At 43.9% G+C, this 17434-nt stretch carries 19 protein-coding genes and 2 riboswitches; of the genes, 4 read left to right on the forward strand and 15 right to left on the reverse strand.

All coding sequences use genetic code 11. From position 1 onward, the window contains the following. Positions 1-5: 5 nt before the first annotated feature. From ACXQIQ_RS07555 to ACXQIQ_RS07575, 5 genes are all read right to left on the reverse strand, one after another. The gene (locus ACXQIQ_RS07555) at positions 6-950 is read right to left on the reverse strand and encodes an ABC transporter permease (protein WP_439299376.1); all 945 of its coding nucleotides are present in this window, start codon (positions 948-950) and stop codon (positions 6-8) included. Further along, a complete protein-coding gene (locus ACXQIQ_RS07560; RefSeq protein ID WP_439299375.1) occupies positions 947-1882 on the reverse strand; it encodes an ABC transporter ATP-binding protein in 936 nt (311 codons plus the stop codon). The genes ACXQIQ_RS07555 and ACXQIQ_RS07560 overlap by 4 nt, the downstream gene beginning before the upstream one ends. A 236-nt stretch (positions 1883-2118) precedes the next feature. Continuing rightward, positions 2119-2589: a DinB family protein gene (locus ACXQIQ_RS07565; protein ID WP_458025990.1), complete on the reverse strand. Its 471-nt coding sequence runs from the start codon at positions 2587-2589 to the stop codon at positions 2119-2121. 89 nt (positions 2590-2678) lie between these two features. Then, entirely contained in the window at positions 2679-3005 is a 327-nt protein-coding gene (locus ACXQIQ_RS07570) for an antibiotic biosynthesis monooxygenase family protein (RefSeq protein ID WP_439299373.1), read from the reverse strand. A gap of 146 nt (positions 3006-3151) precedes the next feature. After that, the gene (locus tag ACXQIQ_RS07575) at positions 3152-3316 is read right to left on the reverse strand and encodes a hypothetical protein (protein WP_439299372.1); all 165 of its coding nucleotides are present in this window, start codon (positions 3314-3316) and stop codon (positions 3152-3154) included. 189 nt (positions 3317-3505) lie between these two features. Here ACXQIQ_RS07575 and ACXQIQ_RS07580 point away from each other — a divergent pair, with 189 nt between their 5' ends. Continuing rightward, a complete protein-coding gene (locus tag ACXQIQ_RS07580; RefSeq protein ID WP_439299371.1) occupies positions 3506-4429 on the forward strand; it encodes a DMT family transporter in 924 nt (307 codons plus the stop codon). A gap of 111 nt (positions 4430-4540) precedes the next feature. Here the strand turns inward: ACXQIQ_RS07580 and ACXQIQ_RS07585 are convergent, their stop codons facing one another. The 4 genes from ACXQIQ_RS07585 to ACXQIQ_RS07600 form a co-directional block, all read right to left on the reverse strand. Further along, positions 4541-5104 (reverse strand): alpha/beta hydrolase, encoded by a 564-nt coding sequence (locus tag ACXQIQ_RS07585; protein WP_439299370.1) that lies wholly within the window; start codon positions 5102-5104, stop codon positions 4541-4543. 71 nt (positions 5105-5175) lie between these two features. Further along, on the reverse strand, positions 5176-5316 hold the full coding sequence (locus ACXQIQ_RS07590; protein ID WP_439299369.1) for a hypothetical protein: 141 nt from the start codon (positions 5314-5316) through the stop codon (positions 5176-5178). Between the two features lie 311 nt (positions 5317-5627). Continuing rightward, a complete protein-coding gene (locus ACXQIQ_RS07595) occupies positions 5628-7136 on the reverse strand; it encodes a sodium:solute symporter family transporter (RefSeq protein WP_439299368.1) in 1509 nt (502 codons plus the stop codon). A gap of 113 nt (positions 7137-7249) precedes the next feature. Continuing rightward, positions 7250-8635, reverse strand: a complete 1386-nt coding sequence (locus ACXQIQ_RS07600) for an LLM class flavin-dependent oxidoreductase (protein WP_439299367.1) — start codon at positions 8633-8635, stop codon at positions 7250-7252. A gap of 76 nt (positions 8636-8711) precedes the next feature. Beyond that, positions 8712-8816, reverse strand: a riboswitch (SAM riboswitch). Between the two features lie 117 nt (positions 8817-8933). After that, a riboswitch (SAM riboswitch) is annotated at positions 8934-9038 on the reverse strand. A gap of 223 nt (positions 9039-9261) precedes the next feature. On the opposite strand from ACXQIQ_RS07600, the gene ACXQIQ_RS07605 reads away from it, so the two are divergent. Then, complete coding sequence (locus ACXQIQ_RS07605; RefSeq protein WP_439299366.1) at positions 9262-9729, forward strand: hypothetical protein; 468 nt, start codon at positions 9262-9264, stop codon at positions 9727-9729. 79 nt (positions 9730-9808) lie between these two features. Here the strand turns inward: ACXQIQ_RS07605 and qoxD are convergent, their stop codons facing one another. The 4 genes from qoxD to qoxA are packed head-to-tail and all read right to left on the reverse strand — an operon-like array spanning position 9809 to position 13624. Then, entirely contained in the window at positions 9809-10093 is a 285-nt protein-coding gene (gene qoxD, locus ACXQIQ_RS07610; protein ID WP_439299365.1) for a cytochrome aa3 quinol oxidase subunit IV, read from the reverse strand. 1 nt (position 10094) lies between these two features. Next, the gene (gene qoxC / locus ACXQIQ_RS07615; protein ID WP_439299364.1) at positions 10095-10691 is read right to left on the reverse strand and encodes a cytochrome aa3 quinol oxidase subunit III; all 597 of its coding nucleotides are present in this window, start codon (positions 10689-10691) and stop codon (positions 10095-10097) included. 2 nt (positions 10692-10693) lie between these two features. Then, entirely contained in the window at positions 10694-12628 is a 1935-nt protein-coding gene (gene qoxB, locus ACXQIQ_RS07620; protein WP_439299363.1) for a cytochrome aa3 quinol oxidase subunit I, read from the reverse strand. Positions 12629-12676: 48 nt separating this feature from the next. Then, a complete protein-coding gene (gene qoxA / locus ACXQIQ_RS07625; protein WP_439299362.1) occupies positions 12677-13624 on the reverse strand; it encodes a cytochrome aa3 quinol oxidase subunit II in 948 nt (315 codons plus the stop codon). 587 nt (positions 13625-14211) lie between these two features. Here qoxA and ACXQIQ_RS07630 point away from each other — a divergent pair. Continuing rightward, positions 14212-14748, forward strand: a complete 537-nt coding sequence (locus tag ACXQIQ_RS07630) for a sigma-70 family RNA polymerase sigma factor (protein WP_439299361.1) — start codon at positions 14212-14214, stop codon at positions 14746-14748. Next, positions 14741-15367, forward strand: coding sequence for a hypothetical protein (locus ACXQIQ_RS07635; RefSeq protein ID WP_439299360.1), 627 nt, complete (start codon positions 14741-14743; stop codon positions 15365-15367). Before ACXQIQ_RS07630 ends, ACXQIQ_RS07635 begins: the two co-directional genes overlap by 8 nt. 38 nt (positions 15368-15405) lie before the next feature. On the opposite strand, the gene ACXQIQ_RS07640 is transcribed toward ACXQIQ_RS07635, so the two are convergent. Next, positions 15406-16749, reverse strand: a complete 1344-nt coding sequence (locus tag ACXQIQ_RS07640) for an FAD-binding oxidoreductase (RefSeq protein WP_439299359.1) — start codon at positions 16747-16749, stop codon at positions 15406-15408. Positions 16750-16876: 127 nt separating this feature from the next. Continuing rightward, a complete protein-coding gene (locus ACXQIQ_RS07645) occupies positions 16877-17434 on the reverse strand; it encodes a hypothetical protein (protein WP_439299358.1) in 558 nt (185 codons plus the stop codon).

The raw sequence follows: 17434 nt of genomic DNA on the forward strand, positions 1-17434 counted from the left end.
TGTTTTTATATACTAATATCCCTCTTCTGGAAGAAGACGAATGTTAGGATCATGAAGATCGCATAGTACACAGTTAAGATCATCAATGAGAACTGCAGTGTGACGTCTCCCAGGATTTTATCCTGCAAAGCGTAAATCGTTAAGTCGAGATGCGGGAAAATCACAAATTTAGCCCACTCGTACTTCTCTGCCAAAAAGACCATCAATCCGCCTAGTGTGGAAGATACGAACAAGACAAAGATTCCAATACCAACCGCCAGCGCCTGACTTTTAAATAAAGTGGAGAGCATAAACGCGATTGCAGTTATGATCAACAGGCTCGGAAGGTAATAGGCCATCTTCAGGAAGAATTGTGGACCGACTTCTGCTTCCTTCTGTCCATCCATCGCCATCTCAAAGATTTTAGCTGAAAATTCCCCGTTACCGAATGCGATCAATCCTACAAGATATCCAGAAACAATCATTGTCACCAAAAGAATAAGTGAATAGATGAGTATGGATATATATTTAGAAAGGAGGATCGCCCACCTTTGATGTGGTCGGATCAAAAGCTGCTTAATCGTCCCATCCGCAAATTCAGAAGACACGCTTGCACTTGCCACAATAACAGAAAGCAATGTGACCAATATCGTGACCCCGTATACAACTTCATTCATAAAATGCCAGTTACTTTGAGCATCCGGATTCACGTCTTTATCCAGATATTGTTGTTTTTGTTGAATTTGTTCTTCAAAAAACTGCCTTTCTCCCTCAGGTACTTCTTTGGCATTTTTCTGTAATTCTTCGATCTCAGCCTTCATAGTAGCTTTCCAATCCTCATCAGCTTCACCTGCAACTGCATTGGAAATAATACCGCCCGCAATGACCGCGATCAGAATAATGATGAGATAGATCCAACTCGATTTCTTTTGGAACATTTTCATGAGTTCGTTACGAATTAAGGAAATCACTTCACTTCCTCCTTTACGCCTTGATTTGTAATCTCAAAGAAGCGGTCTTCCAGCGAAGCTTCTACACGGTTGATGCCATAGACATCTATTTCATTTGAAATCAAAAGTCGATTAATCATATTAATGCCAGCTCTATTGATATGGACGGAAAACTGTTGGTCTGAAAGTACTTTGATATTAGAAACTTCTATTTGTTCTTTCACGACATCAACGGCTTCTTGAGAGTTGTCCACCTCAAATACGACCTCTTTCGCTTCGTCAATCTCCGTCGTTTCATTCATGGATGAGATATGGATCAGCTTTCCTTTTTCGAGAATCGCAAAACGATTACACATCAGCTGCATTTCCGATAATAGATGAGAAGAAACGAGGACTGACATTCCTTCAGCTGCAAGGGTATGGAGGTAATCTCTGAATTCTCTGATTCCCTGCGGATCCAATCCATTCGTAGGCTCATCAAGGATAAGCAGTGACGGGTTATGTAACAACGCTTGAGCCACGCCAAGCCTTTGTCGCATTCCTAGTGAATACGTCTTTACTTTCTTATGCATGACGTCTTCCAGTTTCACTAATTTGACGACCTCTTTAATACGTTCATCTGACACTTCCTTAAGCGCCATATTTGCATAATGCTTTAAATTTTTGTAACCACTCATATACTTGTAAAATTCCGGGTTTTCAACGATGGCTCCCATTTCACTCATCGCATCTTTATATTGTTCATCCAGGTTGGTGCCATTAATGATAACAGCGCCATCTGTCCGTTTGATCAAGCTGACAATCATACGGATGATGGTCGTCTTCCCGGCTCCGTTGGGACCCAAAAGTCCAAAGATTTCACCCTTTTCCACACTGAAACTCACATCATCTACGAGCTTCTTCTTTCCAATGACCTTCGTCAACGATTGTACTTCTAAAGCATGTGTTGCCATAAGTTCCCCTCTTCCTATCTGAATTCTAAAGTTCTGTTTAAAAACTCCACCTATTCATACGATGAGAAACCAAAATAGTTCCCAATCTTAACCAATTTGTTTTTCTGGATTTTTCAACAAAAACAAAAACACATCAAAAAAGCTTAGGAGTAATCCTAAACCATTTCTTATATTTTTTTATAAAATCGCCTCTTAAGCTCCTGATTTCATTCTTCAAAACAAAATATTTCTTTCAGTTAACGGTTGGATGGCCACGACTTTTGCATTTTTCTGATTTGCATAATTTGACCAGTATGATAGGCGTCGTGAAGAAAAATGTCCAATAGCTTTTCTTCAAGTGAATTTTGCTCAAGCTTCTCAACAGAAGTGTTACTAAGTACCTCTCGCAACCGATGTTGAGCATTTTCTGCACGTACAACGACTTTCTTCCATTCTTCATCTTCATTAGATGGTGTAATGAAATGAAAGGTATCATCGCCATCAAGGTTGTGTGCCCACTCACGCCCTTCCATGTTTGTGGCAAGTCGCTCTTTGTAGTAAATGAGATGATTGACGTTTTCCCAGATTGATTTTGTCGCCTCTCCAGCTGGTTTCCAATTGGCTTGTTCTGCTGTGATTCCTTCAATTGCATGTTTGAACGGTGCATACCAACTCTCTTTATCATATGTTGAATCTAGAACGTTTAAAAGTAAGTTAATTTGATTCAAAATCATCTCTCCTTGTAAAGGTAGAATTCTAAAACCCTTAGTGCTGAGGCAATAGACATTACGTAATGAATAAAGTGCAGAAGTATGTATCACATTTCATAAAACTGATCTCTCTCCACCCTACAAACTCTAAGTACAAATTTTTTATACCATTCTGATTTGCCTCTATCTTGGGCAACTTGATGTGCTGAATGTTCCTTCCAATTCTTTATTGCATCCAGAGACTCCCAGTATGACACGGTAATGCCCAGCCCCTCATCACGAGCATTTTCCACACCTAAGAAGCCCTCCTGTTGAGAAGCGAGCTCTACCATTTTGTCCGCCATCTTACCATAACCACCATCAACTTCTGTTCGCTGTGAAGAAAAGATCACTGCAAAATACGGTGGTTGAGGAGTTTTTGCGATTCGACTCATATTGCTGGTCCCCCAATTTTCAAAAGAGAATACACTTTAAATTCTCCATCCTGCTCAACAACTCCTACTCGCAACAAAAATAAAAACACCACATTTAGTACTGTGATGTTCGTAGTAAACCTTTTTAAACACTTCTTATAAGGCAATCAGGTCTCATCATTTCTTTTTGGCTTTTTAATGAAGATCGGAGCTGCGTTGTTATTCAAGAGCGGGGCTAGATCAAGCGTGTCATTATCATCGCCGTTTAAAGCCTTGTTGATCTCTTCATTCGCATGTACTGCTTCATCTTCACCGCTTTTTCTTTCATTCATAGTTTGGACAACCTCCTTTTTGTGTATTTTAGCCCTAAAGTTGCAATGGTATGTCTTGTTTCATTCTTTATGTTCATCTTTCAAATTTCCAGGCAAAACCTGCCTCTCTTCGTTCCTTTTCGTGTTATGATTTGAAGATAATTCAGCTCGAATCAAACGAGAAGATCCGAAAGAAAGAAGATGATGGCTTTGACAAAACCAATCATTTATCTGTTACTGTTGATGCTCATGATTATCTGGGGCTTCAATGTCATTGCGATAAAAATTTTAGTGGACTATTTTGCACCAATCACGATCACGGCATTCCGGATTTTGACGGCAGGCTTTGTCGTGATGATTGTTTTAGGTATGAAAAAAGAATTTCGGAAAGTGAATCGGAAACAACTCTTTTATATCGTCATCTGTGCGTTGACAGGTTATTTGGGACATCATTATTTCCTAGCAACCGGATTGACGATGACGACCGCTTCAAACACAGGTCTCATTTTAGGTCTTGTTCCATTGATGACCTCGCTCTCCGCGATCCTGTTTCTTGGTGATCGATTGACGCCTTTGAAGCTTTTGGGGATTTTACTCGGATTGACTGGGGTTTCCTTCATCGTTTTGAATGGCTCAGGTAACTTGAACGGTATTTCCTTAGGGGATGTTTTCGTCTTCCTATGTGTCGTGGCACAAGCAATCAGCTTCGTATATATCAAAAAATTAACCCAAACGATGGATGCCCGTTTGATTACTGGATGGATGCAGCTTTTAGGTGCTGTATTCTTGTTTTTAGTCAGTTTTCAAATTGAACCTGGTGGGATGTCGACCCTGACTGGTAAACCGAGTTGGGTGTGGAGCGTCTTTTTCGCATCCGCCATACTCGCCACAGGCGTCGGGCATATGATCTACAACAAAGCGATCCATCAACTTGGTGCAGGTGAATCGGCGATCTTCATCAACTTGACGCCATTTTTCTCTTTGATGGGGGCTTGGCTGTTTTTAGGAGAAACCATTCAACTATCCCAGCTTGCCGGCTTTTTCTTCATCGTCACAGGAGTCGTACTAGGAACTGGCGCATTGGAAAACAAAAAGCACTATCGTGTACAGCGTACAGTCCAGAAGGGAAGCTGACGTTTCTATAACAAACAAAAGACCAAGTAGATCAAATTCTTTCTACATGGTCTTCTTTTTGTCTTTTCTTGGAAAGTGTCAAGTGGATGACCAGCTACTTTCGTTACCAATTTATATTTTGAGATTTTTTGCTTTAATATCATGAACAAGTTCTGGTAGATCATCTTGAAATAAATGCCCGTGGTTCTCGAATATTCTTTTCTGAGCGTGTGGAAGCTTATAGGCATAGTGTTCAAAATGTGAAAAAGGTACAACATCATCATTTCGGCTATGATAAAGATAGATTTGGGAGATTGAAGGTAGTCTCGTTTCAAAATTATCCGTGAGTTCAAATTCTTTATATTGCCAATCTTTATCCAAACCCCAAAAAGGTGAACCCATTACAAACAAACCAGAGATAGATACATCACAAAATTCTTCAGTTAGATACTTTAGAAGAACTGAACCACCTAATGAATGTCCGATCAAGATTACAGAACTCTTTAACTCAGAAAGTTTCTCTTCTAGTACGTTCTTCCATAAATCATAGCTTGGGTTTTCCGGATCCGGCATGGCAGGGGATGAAAAATGGAAATCCGAACTAATGGACTTTTGTAAATAAGCGATTAGTCTACTACTTCCTTGCTCTCCGTCCTGGGGTCCTGCACTGTGAATGAACAATACATGCTCCTTCAATTCATATCCTCCTCACGTTAATTTGAAAAAGGGTGGGGTGAAATAGTTAATCCATATTTAACTATTTCACCTTAGTGTTGAAGATCCCTTTTCGTACTTTCCACTTTCATAAGCACTCTTTGAGTGGGTGACTTCACCAGTTTCAGCGTTTTCACCCATCCAAAAGCACTCTTTGAGTGGGTGACTTCACCAGTTTCAGTGTTTTCACCCATCCAAAAGCCCTCTTTGAGTGGGTGACTTCACCAGTTTCAGCGTTTTCACCATATCAGAAAGCCTCTCTGGTTAGGTGACTTGACGGATTTGTCGTTTTCATCATGTCAGAACCTTTCGTAATAGAAAATACACCGTAATCATTCTCTTTGATAACTGACCTTTTGAATGTCAGGCTATGTCATCATTTCAACAGGAACACCTATCAAATTTTAGTGCAATTTGATAGGTGTTTTAATGTGCTTTTTAAATTTTTGTTGTGTTAGGTCACGTCTTCGTGCCTGTTTGCAAAAGGTGTTTGTTTTCGCCAACATCAATGATTAATTGAATACTTCAGCTTGCGTTTGACTGCTGGCTGTGTAACTAGACAAACCGAGATCATAAGGGTGAATCCGAGGATTGAACTGTAGAACAACGCGATGAACAGATTCGAGACGATTTCCAGACTGGTCAACGTCATGTAGAGTCCTGCTCCTCCGATCAAGGAGGCGAGTGCGCCGTACTTGTTCGCTTTCGGCCAGAAGTAACCAAGGGCAATCGGGGCTGCAATTCCACTGATGATTGCTGACGTTCCGAATTGGATCAATAGTGCTAGGGAATCTGGCCGTTGAACTGCAAGGTATAACGACAGTAACCCGATTACAATCAGTGATGATTTTGAGATTTTCACAGCCCGATCGTCGACCATTTTTACCGTAACCGATTTGTTCTTCAAAAGGAATGGACCGACCAATGGTTTGAAAATATCGTTTCCGATGCTTGAAGAGATCCCCAGATAGAGACTATCCGTCGTTGAGAGGATTGCTGAAATGATTCCCGTTAAAATGATGGCGACGATTACTGGATGAAACGCTTCTATTAAATACAACGGGATAGCTTTATCTGGCGCTTCAATGTTTGGTAAAATCACCCGAGCTGCTAGCCCCGCAAAAACGGTGAGCGTGGATAAGAGGAACAGGGAAATGCCGGCCGATAGCGTGAACGGTCGCAACTGCTTCTCATCATCCAACGTTAACACTTTGTTCAGTAGATGCGGCAATAAGACGAAGCTGAACAGTAGCCACTGAATCGATAAGATTGAAAATCCACTGTTGAACGGACCGTCGCTGGTCGAAGTCGCTGCCACTAGCTGAGGACTGATGGATGCGAGCTGGCCGTGGAGCCGGTCAAACACTCCGAGCCCACCGCCGACTGTCCACAACAAGGAAACGAAGATGATGATGGAGGTAATGCACATGATGATGCCTTGAACACCATCACTTACGAGTTGCGCAAAGGCACCGCCCCAGCCGACATAGAGGATCGTAATCGTAACCCCGAGCACGACGCCCCATATGTATGGGATTCCGACGATCGTCTCGAACAACGTTGCAAGACCGACATTTTGTCCGACGATATAATACACGTTGAATAGGATCAGAAAGGCGACAAGGATGCGGATCGTGTCACTGTCATACTTCTTTCCCAACCATTCCGGCAGCGTGACGACGCCGCCATTTTTCTGACCGTATCGCCAGAACGTCTTACTGAAAACCAGGAGGCCAATCCAGGAGATGCCGAAGCACCCGAGCGTCCACCATAGCGTCGAAACGCCATACGAATAGGCCCAGGCGGGGACCCCGAGGAACAGGTTGGCACTGGCAAACGAGGCACCGAAGCTCATTCCGACGATCCATGGATTCACTTTCCCTTTGGCGATCGTAAAGCCGACGAGGGTTCCGCTATGCGCAGACCCTTTCTTTCCGAGCCATATGACAAATGCGAAATAGGCGGCGAGCAATACAACAGTGATCCAAATGAATGAAATGGCGTATGATCCCATTACGACTCCCTCTCCTTACTTTCCTTCGGATACAGATGATTCCATAGACCAAGACCGATGACCCAGAAGACGAACAAACCGATTAGATAAAATGTGAACATTGGCCCCACTCCTTAAATATGTTGTAGAGTTTTCCCTTTGCGGTATTGTGTTCCTGTATGCGTATCCGGTAGCTTGACCTTCCCGTGCCCGAACAATTTCTCCCGGTAAGTCCCTTGTTCATATTCATGCTGAACGAGTCCACGATCCTGCAGGATCGGAACGACCAGCTCGACGAAATCCTCGAAAGTTCCAGGTGCAAGGGTATACGCGATGTTAAAGCCATCGACATCCGCTTCCCTCACCCAGCGCTCCAGTTCATCCGCCACCTGTTCCGGTGATCCAACGACAAGCGGTCCGCGACCACCAAGACCGACGTGCTTCGCCAGTTCCTCAACCGTCCATCGCCGGTTCGGATCGGCTGTCGTAAATACCTCCACGGAGGATCGCATCGCATCATTTTCGATATACTCAAGGGTCTGATCCGGACTGAACTGGGAAAAATCGATTCCTGTCCATCCCCCAAGTAGCGCCAACGCTCCGTCATAGCTGATGTAGCTTTTCTGTTCTTCGTACTTTTGCTTCGCTTCCTCTTCTGTCCGACCGACAATTGGTGTGAACACCGTAAAGACCTTGACACTATCCGCTCCACGCCCATTTTCATCAGCTTTTAAACGAATATCATCGACCGTCTTCCGCACGATTTGTGGCGTTGGACCGGCTACGAAAACACATTCGGCGTGCCTTGCTGCGAACTTTCGTCCACGTGGGGACGCGCCTGCTTGATAGAGGACGGGTGTCCCTTGAGGAGAAGGGTCACACAGGTGTATTCCCTGTACTTTGTAAAACGCTCCGTCATGATTGATGGCATGCACTTTTTCCGGATCGGCGAACACCCGCGATGTCTTATCGTGCTTCACCGCATCGTCCTCCCAGCTGCCTTCCCAGAGCTTGTAGCTTACCTCAAGGAATTCCTCCGCCAGCTCATAACGGTTATCATGACCGATTTGTCGATCAAGCCCGTAGTTCCGAGCAGCACTGTCGAGGTACGAGCAAACGATGTTCCATGCCACGCGCCCTTTCGTCAGGTGATCGAGGGTTGAAAATCGCCTCGCAAGTGTATACGGCTGTTCATAGGTAAGTGTATACGTAAGTCCGAAGCTCAAATGTTCGGTCGCCTGTGCCATCGCTGGAACGAGCAAGAGGGGATCATTGACTGGGATCTGCACGCCTTCCCGTATGGCCGTATCCTGACTTCCCTGATACACATCATAAACCCCGACCACATCCGCTAAAAACAGGCCGTCGAACTTTCCTTTTTCAAGGAGCTGTGCAAGCTCCACCCAATAATTCACATCGTTATACCGAAGCGACTGATCGTCCGGATGTGCCCAAAGCCCTGGTGATTGATGCCCCGCACACCCCATATCAAATGCGTTCAACAAGATTCGTTTCGTCATGATTACTCCTCCTTTTTCAAATAAAAAACCCTCTTCCAAAATAAGAAGAGGGCTGAAAATACGTTTCATATCGCTCTTCTTATCTTTCAAGCACATCGGCTTGCTGGAGTTGGCACAGTACTGCACGCAGTCTGTTGCCGAGGTTTCGCAGGGCCAGTCCCTCCACCTCTCTGGATAAGAAATGCAACTATTCTTTTTAAAAACATACCGTTCGTTCACCAATCACCTCTTTCAACAAAATAATAAAACCTCTTCTTAACGAATAAGAAGAGGTTGAAAATACGTAATCTCACGGCTCTTCTTATCTTTCAAGCACATTGACTTGCTGGAGTTGGCACAGTACTGCACGCAGTCTGTTGCCGAGGTTTCGCAGGGCCAGTCCCTCCACCTCTCTGGATAAGAATTCGATTCAGTTGTCATTTTTAATATGAATAATAATCTACTATCCACACGTGCACCTGTCAACAGGAATTTTGAATTTTTTTAAAATAAAAAAGGAGCACCCTACACAAATCCCATGATTTGTTTACACATAAACTATTGATATTAGTAAGTTCAAAAATAATAGGGTGCTTGTACAAGCAAACTCCACATTCCTAAATAAACTGTTAATAGGAGGTGCTTGCATGAAACGTTGCTCTATCAAAAGTTTTACTAGTGTATCTTGTCCTATTCCGCTTCCATCCAAAGAAAGCCCAGAATGTACACAGCGAAGAAATGAAATAGATACTGTTCCTTTTACAACCCCATCATTTGGACAAATATTCTTTATTAACCAACTATTTATTTTTATGGATGCCAAAACAGCTTGCCAAAATATTGATAATGAGTTTAGTTTGATTAACGAGCAAGATTTAAATGATCCTAATATTATTGTGACCCTTAAACAGATGTTTACCGTTAATAATACACTCTGCTCCATTGTTACGTGGGCACTAATAAATGGTCAACCAAAGCTTGTACAAATATTCGGGGAAAATTGTGTATGTGTTAACGGATGTCTTATCTTATGTGAAGATGTTGACTATGAAGTTTTGAAAACTCCCTCTTTGAATTGCCCTGCATTTGTTTTATGTATTAGACCACCTGCTTAAGGGCAGCTGACCATTACAATATAGAGAAAGCAAGAGTTCCCAAATGCGGAATCTCTTGCTTTCTTTGTGTGCTATTCTTTTATCCCATATCCCATACAAGTACGAGCAGTGTACCGAAGACGGTGAACAGGGCGATGATGACGCCGTAGTAGACGTTCGCGTAAATCGCGCCTTTATCTTCTGTTTCACCGGCGTGCATGAACACGACGAGCTGTAGGCCCGCTTGAAGGAACGCCGTGATCAGAAGGACCGTCATTGCGACTGCATACGACATGTCGAAGAAATAGACGCCCATCGCGACTGCCGTCAGTACCAATGAGAAGACAAATCCCATGATCTGTTTACGAGGAAAGAGTTCGCTCATATTACAACATTCCTTTCAAATAGATGAAACTGAAAATGAAGATCCAAACAACGTCCAAGAAGTGCCAGTACAGTGAGAAGATGAACGACTTGTTACCTGTTTCAGGCGTCAAGCCACGCTTCTTCACTTGCATCATGATGTAGAGACCCCAGAACAATCCGACAGTTACGTGCGCTCCGTGTGTTCCAAGTGTCGTGAGCAAGATCGACGTGAACGCACTCGTTTGGATGCCTGCTCCTTCATGTGCGTACGTAAAGAATTCGAAAATCTCTACGCCTAAGAATCCAAGCCCGAGGGCGAGCGTAATTCCGAAGAACCACAGCATCGCCTTCTGGCGACCGAGACGCATCGCATGAATTCCCAGTCCGATTGTAAAACTACTTGTCAAAAGCAAGAACGTTTCAATGAGAACCGGCGTGATCACGAAAATCTCAGCCCCACCCGGACCATTCCCTGTGCGGTTTTCTAGTGTGAAATACGTCGCGAATAGCGTCGCAAACAACATGATTTCCGCACCTAGGAACATCCAGAATCCGAAGATCTTCAATCTATTTTCTTCTGTACTATATTCTAACGGCAGCGAGTGATCGATTTTCATAATTAAGCACCTCGCATTTCTGATTCTGTGTCTTCGATTTCTTCCACAGAAATGTAATGACCGTGATCGATTTCAAATGAACGCATTGTCATGAAGACGAAGATTGCGATCGTTGCAATGATCGCCGGAATCCATAAGCTGAAGATGAGCGCGAAGCCCCATACAAAGAATACACAGCTCATGATGAACGGTATACCACTGTTGTTCGGCATGTGAATCTTCTTATACTCGCCTTTAAACAGCTCATGCCCCTTCTTCTTCGCATCCCAAAGTGCTTCGCTGGATGCGACTTCCGGTGTAACTGCAAAGTTATAGTGTGGTACTGGTGTGTGCGTCGCCCACTCAAGTGTACGCGCATTCCACGGGTCAGCACCGATATCACGTGAAGCATAACGGACACTGTGATAGATGTTGTACACAATCAGTACGAATCCGACTGCCATGATCGCAGCTCCGATAAAGGAAACCATGTTCATCGGACCAAATCCAGTAGACTCAGAATACGTGTACATACGGCGTGCTTGACCGTCCAAGCCTGTGATATACATCGGGATGAACGCGAGTATGAATCCAATCGATAGCAACCATGCCGTCCACTTTCCTATTCTTTCGTTCAGCATGAAGCCGAACATCTTCGGCCAGTAGTACGTGAGTCCAGCAAGCATCGCGAATACGACACCAGGGATGATCACGTTATGGAAGTGAGCGACCAGGAACATCGTATTGTGATACTGATAGTCCGCCGCTGACATTGCAAGCATGACCCCTGTCACTCCACCAAGTGTGAAGAGCGGGATGAATAGGATCGAATACAGCATCGGTGATGTGAACTCGATTTTACCCTTCCATAGTGTCAGCAACCAGTTGAAGATCTTGACTCCTGTCGGAACCGCAATCGCCATCGTCGTGATGGAGAAGATGCTGTTCGCGAATGCGCCTTGACCCATTGTGAAAAAGTGGTGGGCCCATACGACGAAGGATAGGAGTGAAATCAAGACCATTGATCCGACCATCGACTTGTATCCGTATAAATTACGACGTGCAAACGTCGAGATAATTTCACTGTAAAGTCCGAATGCCGGCAGAATCAGGATATACACTTCAGGATGTCCCCAAACCCAGAACAGGTTCGCCCAAAGCATCGCCATTCCGCCGTTATCGAGCGTAAAGAACTGTGTTCCGAATAGGAGGTCCATCGTTCCGAATGCGAGAGCAACCGTCAATACCGGGAATGCGAAGATGATGATGACACTTGTGATCAGGATTGACCATGTGAACATCGGCATCTTCATAAGCGTCATGCCTGGTGCTCTCATTTTCAAAATGGTCGTCAGGAAGTTGATCCCGGTCAAGAGTGTACCGATTCCGGCAATCTGGATCGCTATCATATAGTAGTGCGAACCGACCGACTCGCCATCAGCGAGCGGGAAGTACGATGTCCACCCTGCGTCCGGTGATCCACCGACCATGAATGAGATATTGAACAGCATCGCACCCATGAAGAACAGCCAGAAGCTGAGTGCATTCAATCGTGGGAACGCAACGTCACGCGCCCCGATTTGAAGCGGTACGACAAAGTTCATGAAGAATATGATAAAAGGCATCGCCATGAACAGGATCATGACAACCCCGTGCGTTGTAAAAATTTCGTTATAGTGCTGCGCATCCAGAATCTCGTTCTCAGGTACAGCGAGCTGGGCACGCATCATGATCGCGTCGACGCCACCTCGGAACAGCATCAAGAGTGCCGAGATGAGATACATGATCCCGATTCGCTTATGGTCAACAGTCGTCAACCATTCGCGCCAAAGGTATCCCCACTTTTTGAAGTAAGTAAGCCCTGCGAGGACGGCAACCAACGTAAGTGCGGCTGCGACCATGGAAGCGTAAATCGCGAAACTCGGATGTGGTATGGCAAATCGTTCAAAGAATTCCATACGATTTGACTCCTTTCAAGATATCTATAATCGGTAAAACCCGTTCATTTACTCGTGGTGTTTATGATCGTTGCTTTCGCTTCCCTTTTTAGAGGAAGCGTGATGGTCATGGCCATCTTTCTTTTCGTCTTCCTTGTGCATATCGTGTTCTTCGTACTTGTCACCTTCGTGGTGATGTTCCGGTGCCGGTTCGTATTGTTGCTGTGTTCCGGTGAACGTCATGCGTCCAAGGTGACCTGGCTCAAGCAGTTCCTCAAATTTCTCTTCAGTCAGAGGATCCGCGTTGTCTTTGACTTCTTTTACCCATTCGTCGAACTCTTGTTGAGACATCGCCGTTACGTCGAACGTGTTCTCGGCGAACCCTTTACCAGAGAAGTTGGCGTTCCGTCCCATGAAGTCGCCTTCTACGTCAGCCGCGAGATGCAGCGTTGTGACATGGGCGTTCATCGCGTATTTCTGTCCTCCAAGCTGAGGAATCCAGAAACTCGTGATCGGTCCGTGTGAGTAGAGTCGGAATTCTAGCGGACGATCGGTCGGAACGTATAAGTAGTTGACTGTTTCAATGTCTTGCTCCGGATAACTGAAATGCCACTTCCAGTCAGAGGAAGATGCATAAACGACCAATGGTTCTTTGTCTTCGTATCCTTGTGGTGCCGATTCAACGATATAGTTACTCTGAACAGAAACGACGGACAGGATGGCTACGATGATGACCGGAATCCCGACGAGAATCCCTTCCACCCATGGGTTCCCCTCGATGTGTGGTGGTTCATAGTCATCCGGCTGCTTGGATGCCCGATATTTGACGAGCATAATCACAAGCCACACCAGTACGGCAATCACAATACCTGCCATCATGATCATTGTAAAAATGATGTCACTCGCTAACCGTTCCGCTTGCGGTCCTTTCGGATCGAGCACAGTCAGCTGTTCACACCCCGTCAGGACGGAGAGCACAAACATCATGAGCGCAAACAAACCCAACTTGAGTTTCATACACGTTCCCCTCTTTCTCCTTGCTAAAATCTATGAAAATCACTATCATCTAAAGTTCTTGACCCTAATATATCAGGTTTTTCGGCGGACTTTGTGAAGTTTTGAACGTTGTCACTAAATCGCAAAAAACTTTTGACAAACCTTTGTCAGTTGTCTGAAAACAGTCACAATCTGGACAAAAATGTAGGACGGATCCCCGTGGGACCGTCCTTTCCTAATGGATTTATTGAAAATGAGGGACGGTTCTTTTGTGAACCGTCCTTTTCCTTATGGGGTTTTGTAGTAAGAATGAACCGATTTACAAGACGAGTGCTCGTTTTTACAAGACCGAAGCTGATTTTTCTAAAACAAGCCGTCATTTTTCTAAAACCACCAGTGATTTTTCTAAAACCAACACCAAGTTTTACATAACAAAGCCCCATATTGTCATTACACACTCAAAAAGCTGCGCAAAAGGTCCATTTTCACAGACTTTCTAGGCAGCTTTTTTACATAATGAAGCGATTGGAGATCTTTTTCAGTTAAAAGTGCACCTTTTTCCAACTGGGAGTCGTCTGTTTTGTAAAGAGATTATGCGGAGTGATTGTATGATTGAGTATTCGAATTGGGAGTCCGCGACAAATGAGGAGATCCTCCAGCTGTTGATGGAGGATTACGGGACCGATGCAATGCACGTCGCTTTTTCCTATGTAAAAGATTACGCCACAGCTGAAGACCTTGCTCAGGAAGCCTTCATCAAGGTGTATCAAAGCCTGCATCAATTCAAAGGGAATTCGAGCATCAAAACATGGGTGCTGAAAATAACGATCAACCACTGCAAGGATTATTTGAGGAGCTGGCATTACCGAACTGTAAAACTAGCAAAAGATGCGCAGCAGATTTTCGGCATCCAAAAGTCAACGGATCAAATCGTCTTGAAAAACTCGATGCAAGAACAGGTCACAAACCACGTGTTGGCATTACCATTAAAGTACAGAGAGGTCATTTTCCTCTATTTTTACGAAGAGTTGAATGTTCCGGAAATCAGTGACTTACTGAATGTGAATCCAAACACGATCAAATCCAGGCTACTTAGGGCTAAAAAAATTCTCAAAGATCAACTCGGGAGTGATTTCAATGCTTAATAAACATCTTAAGCAACTTCGCCCACATTTAAAAGAAACGAAGTTCAAAGACTTTACCTTTGACGAGCAACATCAAGAAAAGGTCTTTCATGGGATACGGGAAAACAAAGGCGTTCACTCGAAACGAAGTTATTGGAACTTCGGATTAAGCATCGCAGTTTCGTTGTCTTTGCTTTTCGGAATCGTATACTTTGGTGCCAGTCAAATGGATTTCTTTAATGGGTATAACGTGGCACATGAAGGAAAAGAGGTGAATTGGGAAGCTCGACAAGACTATAAAGAAGACGGCAAGCTTTTATTGTCTGTTTATCCTGACCCAGCACTTACAGCAGGTAAACCATACGGGTATCTCTTTCATTTCACCGAACCCTTCAAAACCTATGAAGGTAAGGAGCTAACGATCAATGCTTACCATAAAGAAACTGGTGAAAAGTTGATGGTGGTGCCTCCAACTACAATCACGAATCCTTCATCAGGGTATCCAAGCTTAGAACGTTACACCCCGACATTTGAGGTTCCAGAAGGCGGCTTATGGAGATACGAAGTCCTTTTAAATGGAGAATTTTATGCCGATGTGATTATTAGGGTTTCCTACGGGGATACGAAGAAAGAGGAATAGGGTCATCATGAGGAAATAGATGATGACCCTTAAGACCATTATGGAGCTGGTGGAATACTTTGTGGAAAACAGAAGAAGTTTTCGGGATCGTATTTCGCCTTCACTCTTCTTAAACGTTCGAAGTTCGAGGCGTAATACTCTTCTCCGAAGTTTTTAATATTCTGATCCGGTACGTTCACATAGGATCCTTTTACAAACGGTTGAAGTTGTTGACGGACTTTTTCAACGGAAGCAAGGTTCCTGGCTTCATCTTTCGGTTGATTCCAGCTCGCGTTCCATTCCGAATAAAATAACGGTTCACGCCAATAGAAGGCGGTCTTGTCTTTCGGTATTCGACGGATTTGCCCACCCCAATTCTCAAAAAAGAAATTGGCTTCTGTTCCAGTGGCTTCTTCAAGGTAATTTTTCATAATGGAAATCGGTTCTTCCGACCAAAGATCCAGTGACCAAACAGAGGAAAACTTCACACTCTGTGATGATTGTTCAGGGATTGGCTGAGGAGGATCTAAGTAATTGATCGCGTCAAGGTAGAACAAAGATTGTATATCGACTTGTGTTGGTGTTCCTGTTGTCGTTAAAGGTTCTAGTAATCTGACCGCCTCGGTTTTCGTTCCCAGGAAAATTCCATTAACGCGACAGAGCCCGTTGATTTTACTATATATCTCTAGATAGCAGCCTAATCGTTCGTCTACAAACGGAGCCCATCGTTGCCAGGTTCTAAATACCGATTCAAGCTGGTCCCATGGCCATACGATATTAAAAACAGTGGCGGTTTCCGGCGCACGAGGAACTCTGAATGTGTATTCCGTGTTATAACCGAAATTCCCTCCGCCACCACCCCTCGATGCCCAGAATAAATCTTCATTGTGGTGTGCATTCGCTGTAACGATTCTACCTTTCGCATCGACCATTTCAAGTCCGCGGAGGTTGTCACTGATCAGTCCGATCGACCTTGAGACCACTCCAAATCCCCCGCCCATCGTGATTCCACCGATCCCAACGGTTGGACTGTCGCCAAACGGGGCCATGAAACCATTCAAGGCTAATTCCTTTACAAGGGGACCGACAAGAATACCCGTTTGAACAGTTGCAAGTCCCTTCCTTTTGTCTATGGTCACTTTATTCATATCACTAACATCAATCACAAGCCCTCCCTTTACAACAGAGAGGTTCTTATCCAGCGCATGGCGACCACTTCTGACGCGTAATGGTACGTCATTCTCACGTGCCCATTTGATGCCATTACTTACATCCCTTGCGTTCTGGGCAAAAACAAAGACAAGAGGAAAGGTATCAACATAAGGATTCCAGTTCTTAATCGCTTCTTCATAACCGAGGTCTCCTTTATAGATGACCCGCCCGGTTAACTGTGTAGATCCCATATATTCAACTCCCACCAAACGTAATCTAGATAGTTAGTGTATGATGTGGGAGTTTATCCTGTTCGAAAGATATTAGGCTGTCAGTTGTCCACATTGTTGATGACAATATATTGGAGTTTCCTTGTTCTTATCTATTCTTCACAAGTGGATAGTACGAGTTCTCAATCAATTTAATCCCTGTAGTTTCATATCGCTTAAAAACACTGGTGCCATCCCAATCCCCATCTTTAACCATCACTTGTCTAAGACCTAACTCATTCAACAAATCGTCTTCTTTTCTCGTTATATAAGCAGTGAAATAATACTTTGACAGTTGTTCTAAAACCAATTTTTTATCTGGGTCATCTTTCTTGAGTTCTTCCATGATCTTTTTAAAATAGAGGTTCTTACATACGACGTGTTCACCTATAAAGGGTTCTTTCTTATTTTGTGAATATCGTTCTAACGCTTCAGGTGATACGTACTTATGTGCTTTTATACCTGTTCCCATTAGATCTATTCCGTACAATTCTTTTGCAGCCGATTTCATCGATCTGTATACAAAACCTTGGATGAAATTCATGTGAGTTTGAAAAATCTTAATAGATTCTTCGTCCATTAACTTGATCGCTTTGTAGTTCTGTATCAAGAGCTCTGTAGCTCTTTCATAGACTTTCTCTTCTTTTTCATTTAGTCGATGTATCAT

The organism is Pseudalkalibacillus sp. Hm43 (assembly GCF_054170705.1).

What these genes read in the sequence shown, in the direction of transcription:
- ACXQIQ_RS07560 (WP_439299375.1), bottom strand. Translation starts at nt 1,882, where the DNA reads ATGGCAACACATGCTTTAGAAGTACAATCGTTGACGAAGGTCATTGGA.
- ACXQIQ_RS07570 (WP_439299373.1), bottom strand. Translation starts at nt 3,005, where the DNA reads ATGAGTCGAATCGCAAAAACTCCTCAACCACCGTATTTTGCAGTGATC.
- ACXQIQ_RS07575 (WP_439299372.1), bottom strand. Translation starts at nt 3,316, where the DNA reads ATGAATGAAAGAAAAAGCGGTGAAGATGAAGCAGTACATGCGAATGAA.
- ACXQIQ_RS07590 (WP_439299369.1), bottom strand. Translation starts at nt 5,316, where the DNA reads ATGGGTGAAAACACTGAAACTGGTGAAGTCACCCACTCAAAGAGTGCT.
- ACXQIQ_RS07595 (WP_439299368.1), bottom strand. Translation starts at nt 7,136, where the DNA reads ATGGGATCATACGCCATTTCATTCATTTGGATCACTGTTGTATTGCTC.
- ACXQIQ_RS07600 (WP_439299367.1), bottom strand. Translation starts at nt 8,635, where the DNA reads ATGACGAAACGAATCTTGTTGAACGCATTTGATATGGGGTGTGCGGGG.
- ACXQIQ_RS07605 (WP_439299366.1), top strand. Translation starts at nt 9,262, where the DNA reads ATGAAACGTTGCTCTATCAAAAGTTTTACTAGTGTATCTTGTCCTATT.
- qoxD (WP_439299365.1), bottom strand. Translation starts at nt 10,093, where the DNA reads ATGAGCGAACTCTTTCCTCGTAAACAGATCATGGGATTTGTCTTCTCA.
- qoxC (WP_439299364.1), bottom strand. Translation starts at nt 10,691, where the DNA reads ATGAAAATCGATCACTCGCTGCCGTTAGAATATAGTACAGAAGAAAAT.
- qoxB (WP_439299363.1), bottom strand. Translation starts at nt 12,628, where the DNA reads ATGGAATTCTTTGAACGATTTGCCATACCACATCCGAGTTTCGCGATT.
- qoxA (WP_439299362.1), bottom strand. Translation starts at nt 13,624, where the DNA reads ATGAAACTCAAGTTGGGTTTGTTTGCGCTCATGATGTTTGTGCTCTCC.
- ACXQIQ_RS07630 (WP_439299361.1), top strand. Translation starts at nt 14,212, where the DNA reads ATGATTGAGTATTCGAATTGGGAGTCCGCGACAAATGAGGAGATCCTC.
- ACXQIQ_RS07635 (WP_439299360.1), top strand. Translation starts at nt 14,741, where the DNA reads ATGCTTAATAAACATCTTAAGCAACTTCGCCCACATTTAAAAGAAACG.
- ACXQIQ_RS07640 (WP_439299359.1), bottom strand. Translation starts at nt 16,749, where the DNA reads ATGGGATCTACACAGTTAACCGGGCGGGTCATCTATAAAGGAGACCTC.
- ACXQIQ_RS07645 (WP_439299358.1), bottom strand. Translation starts at nt 17,434, where the DNA reads ATGATACATCGACTAAATGAAAAAGAAGAGAAAGTCTATGAAAGAGCT.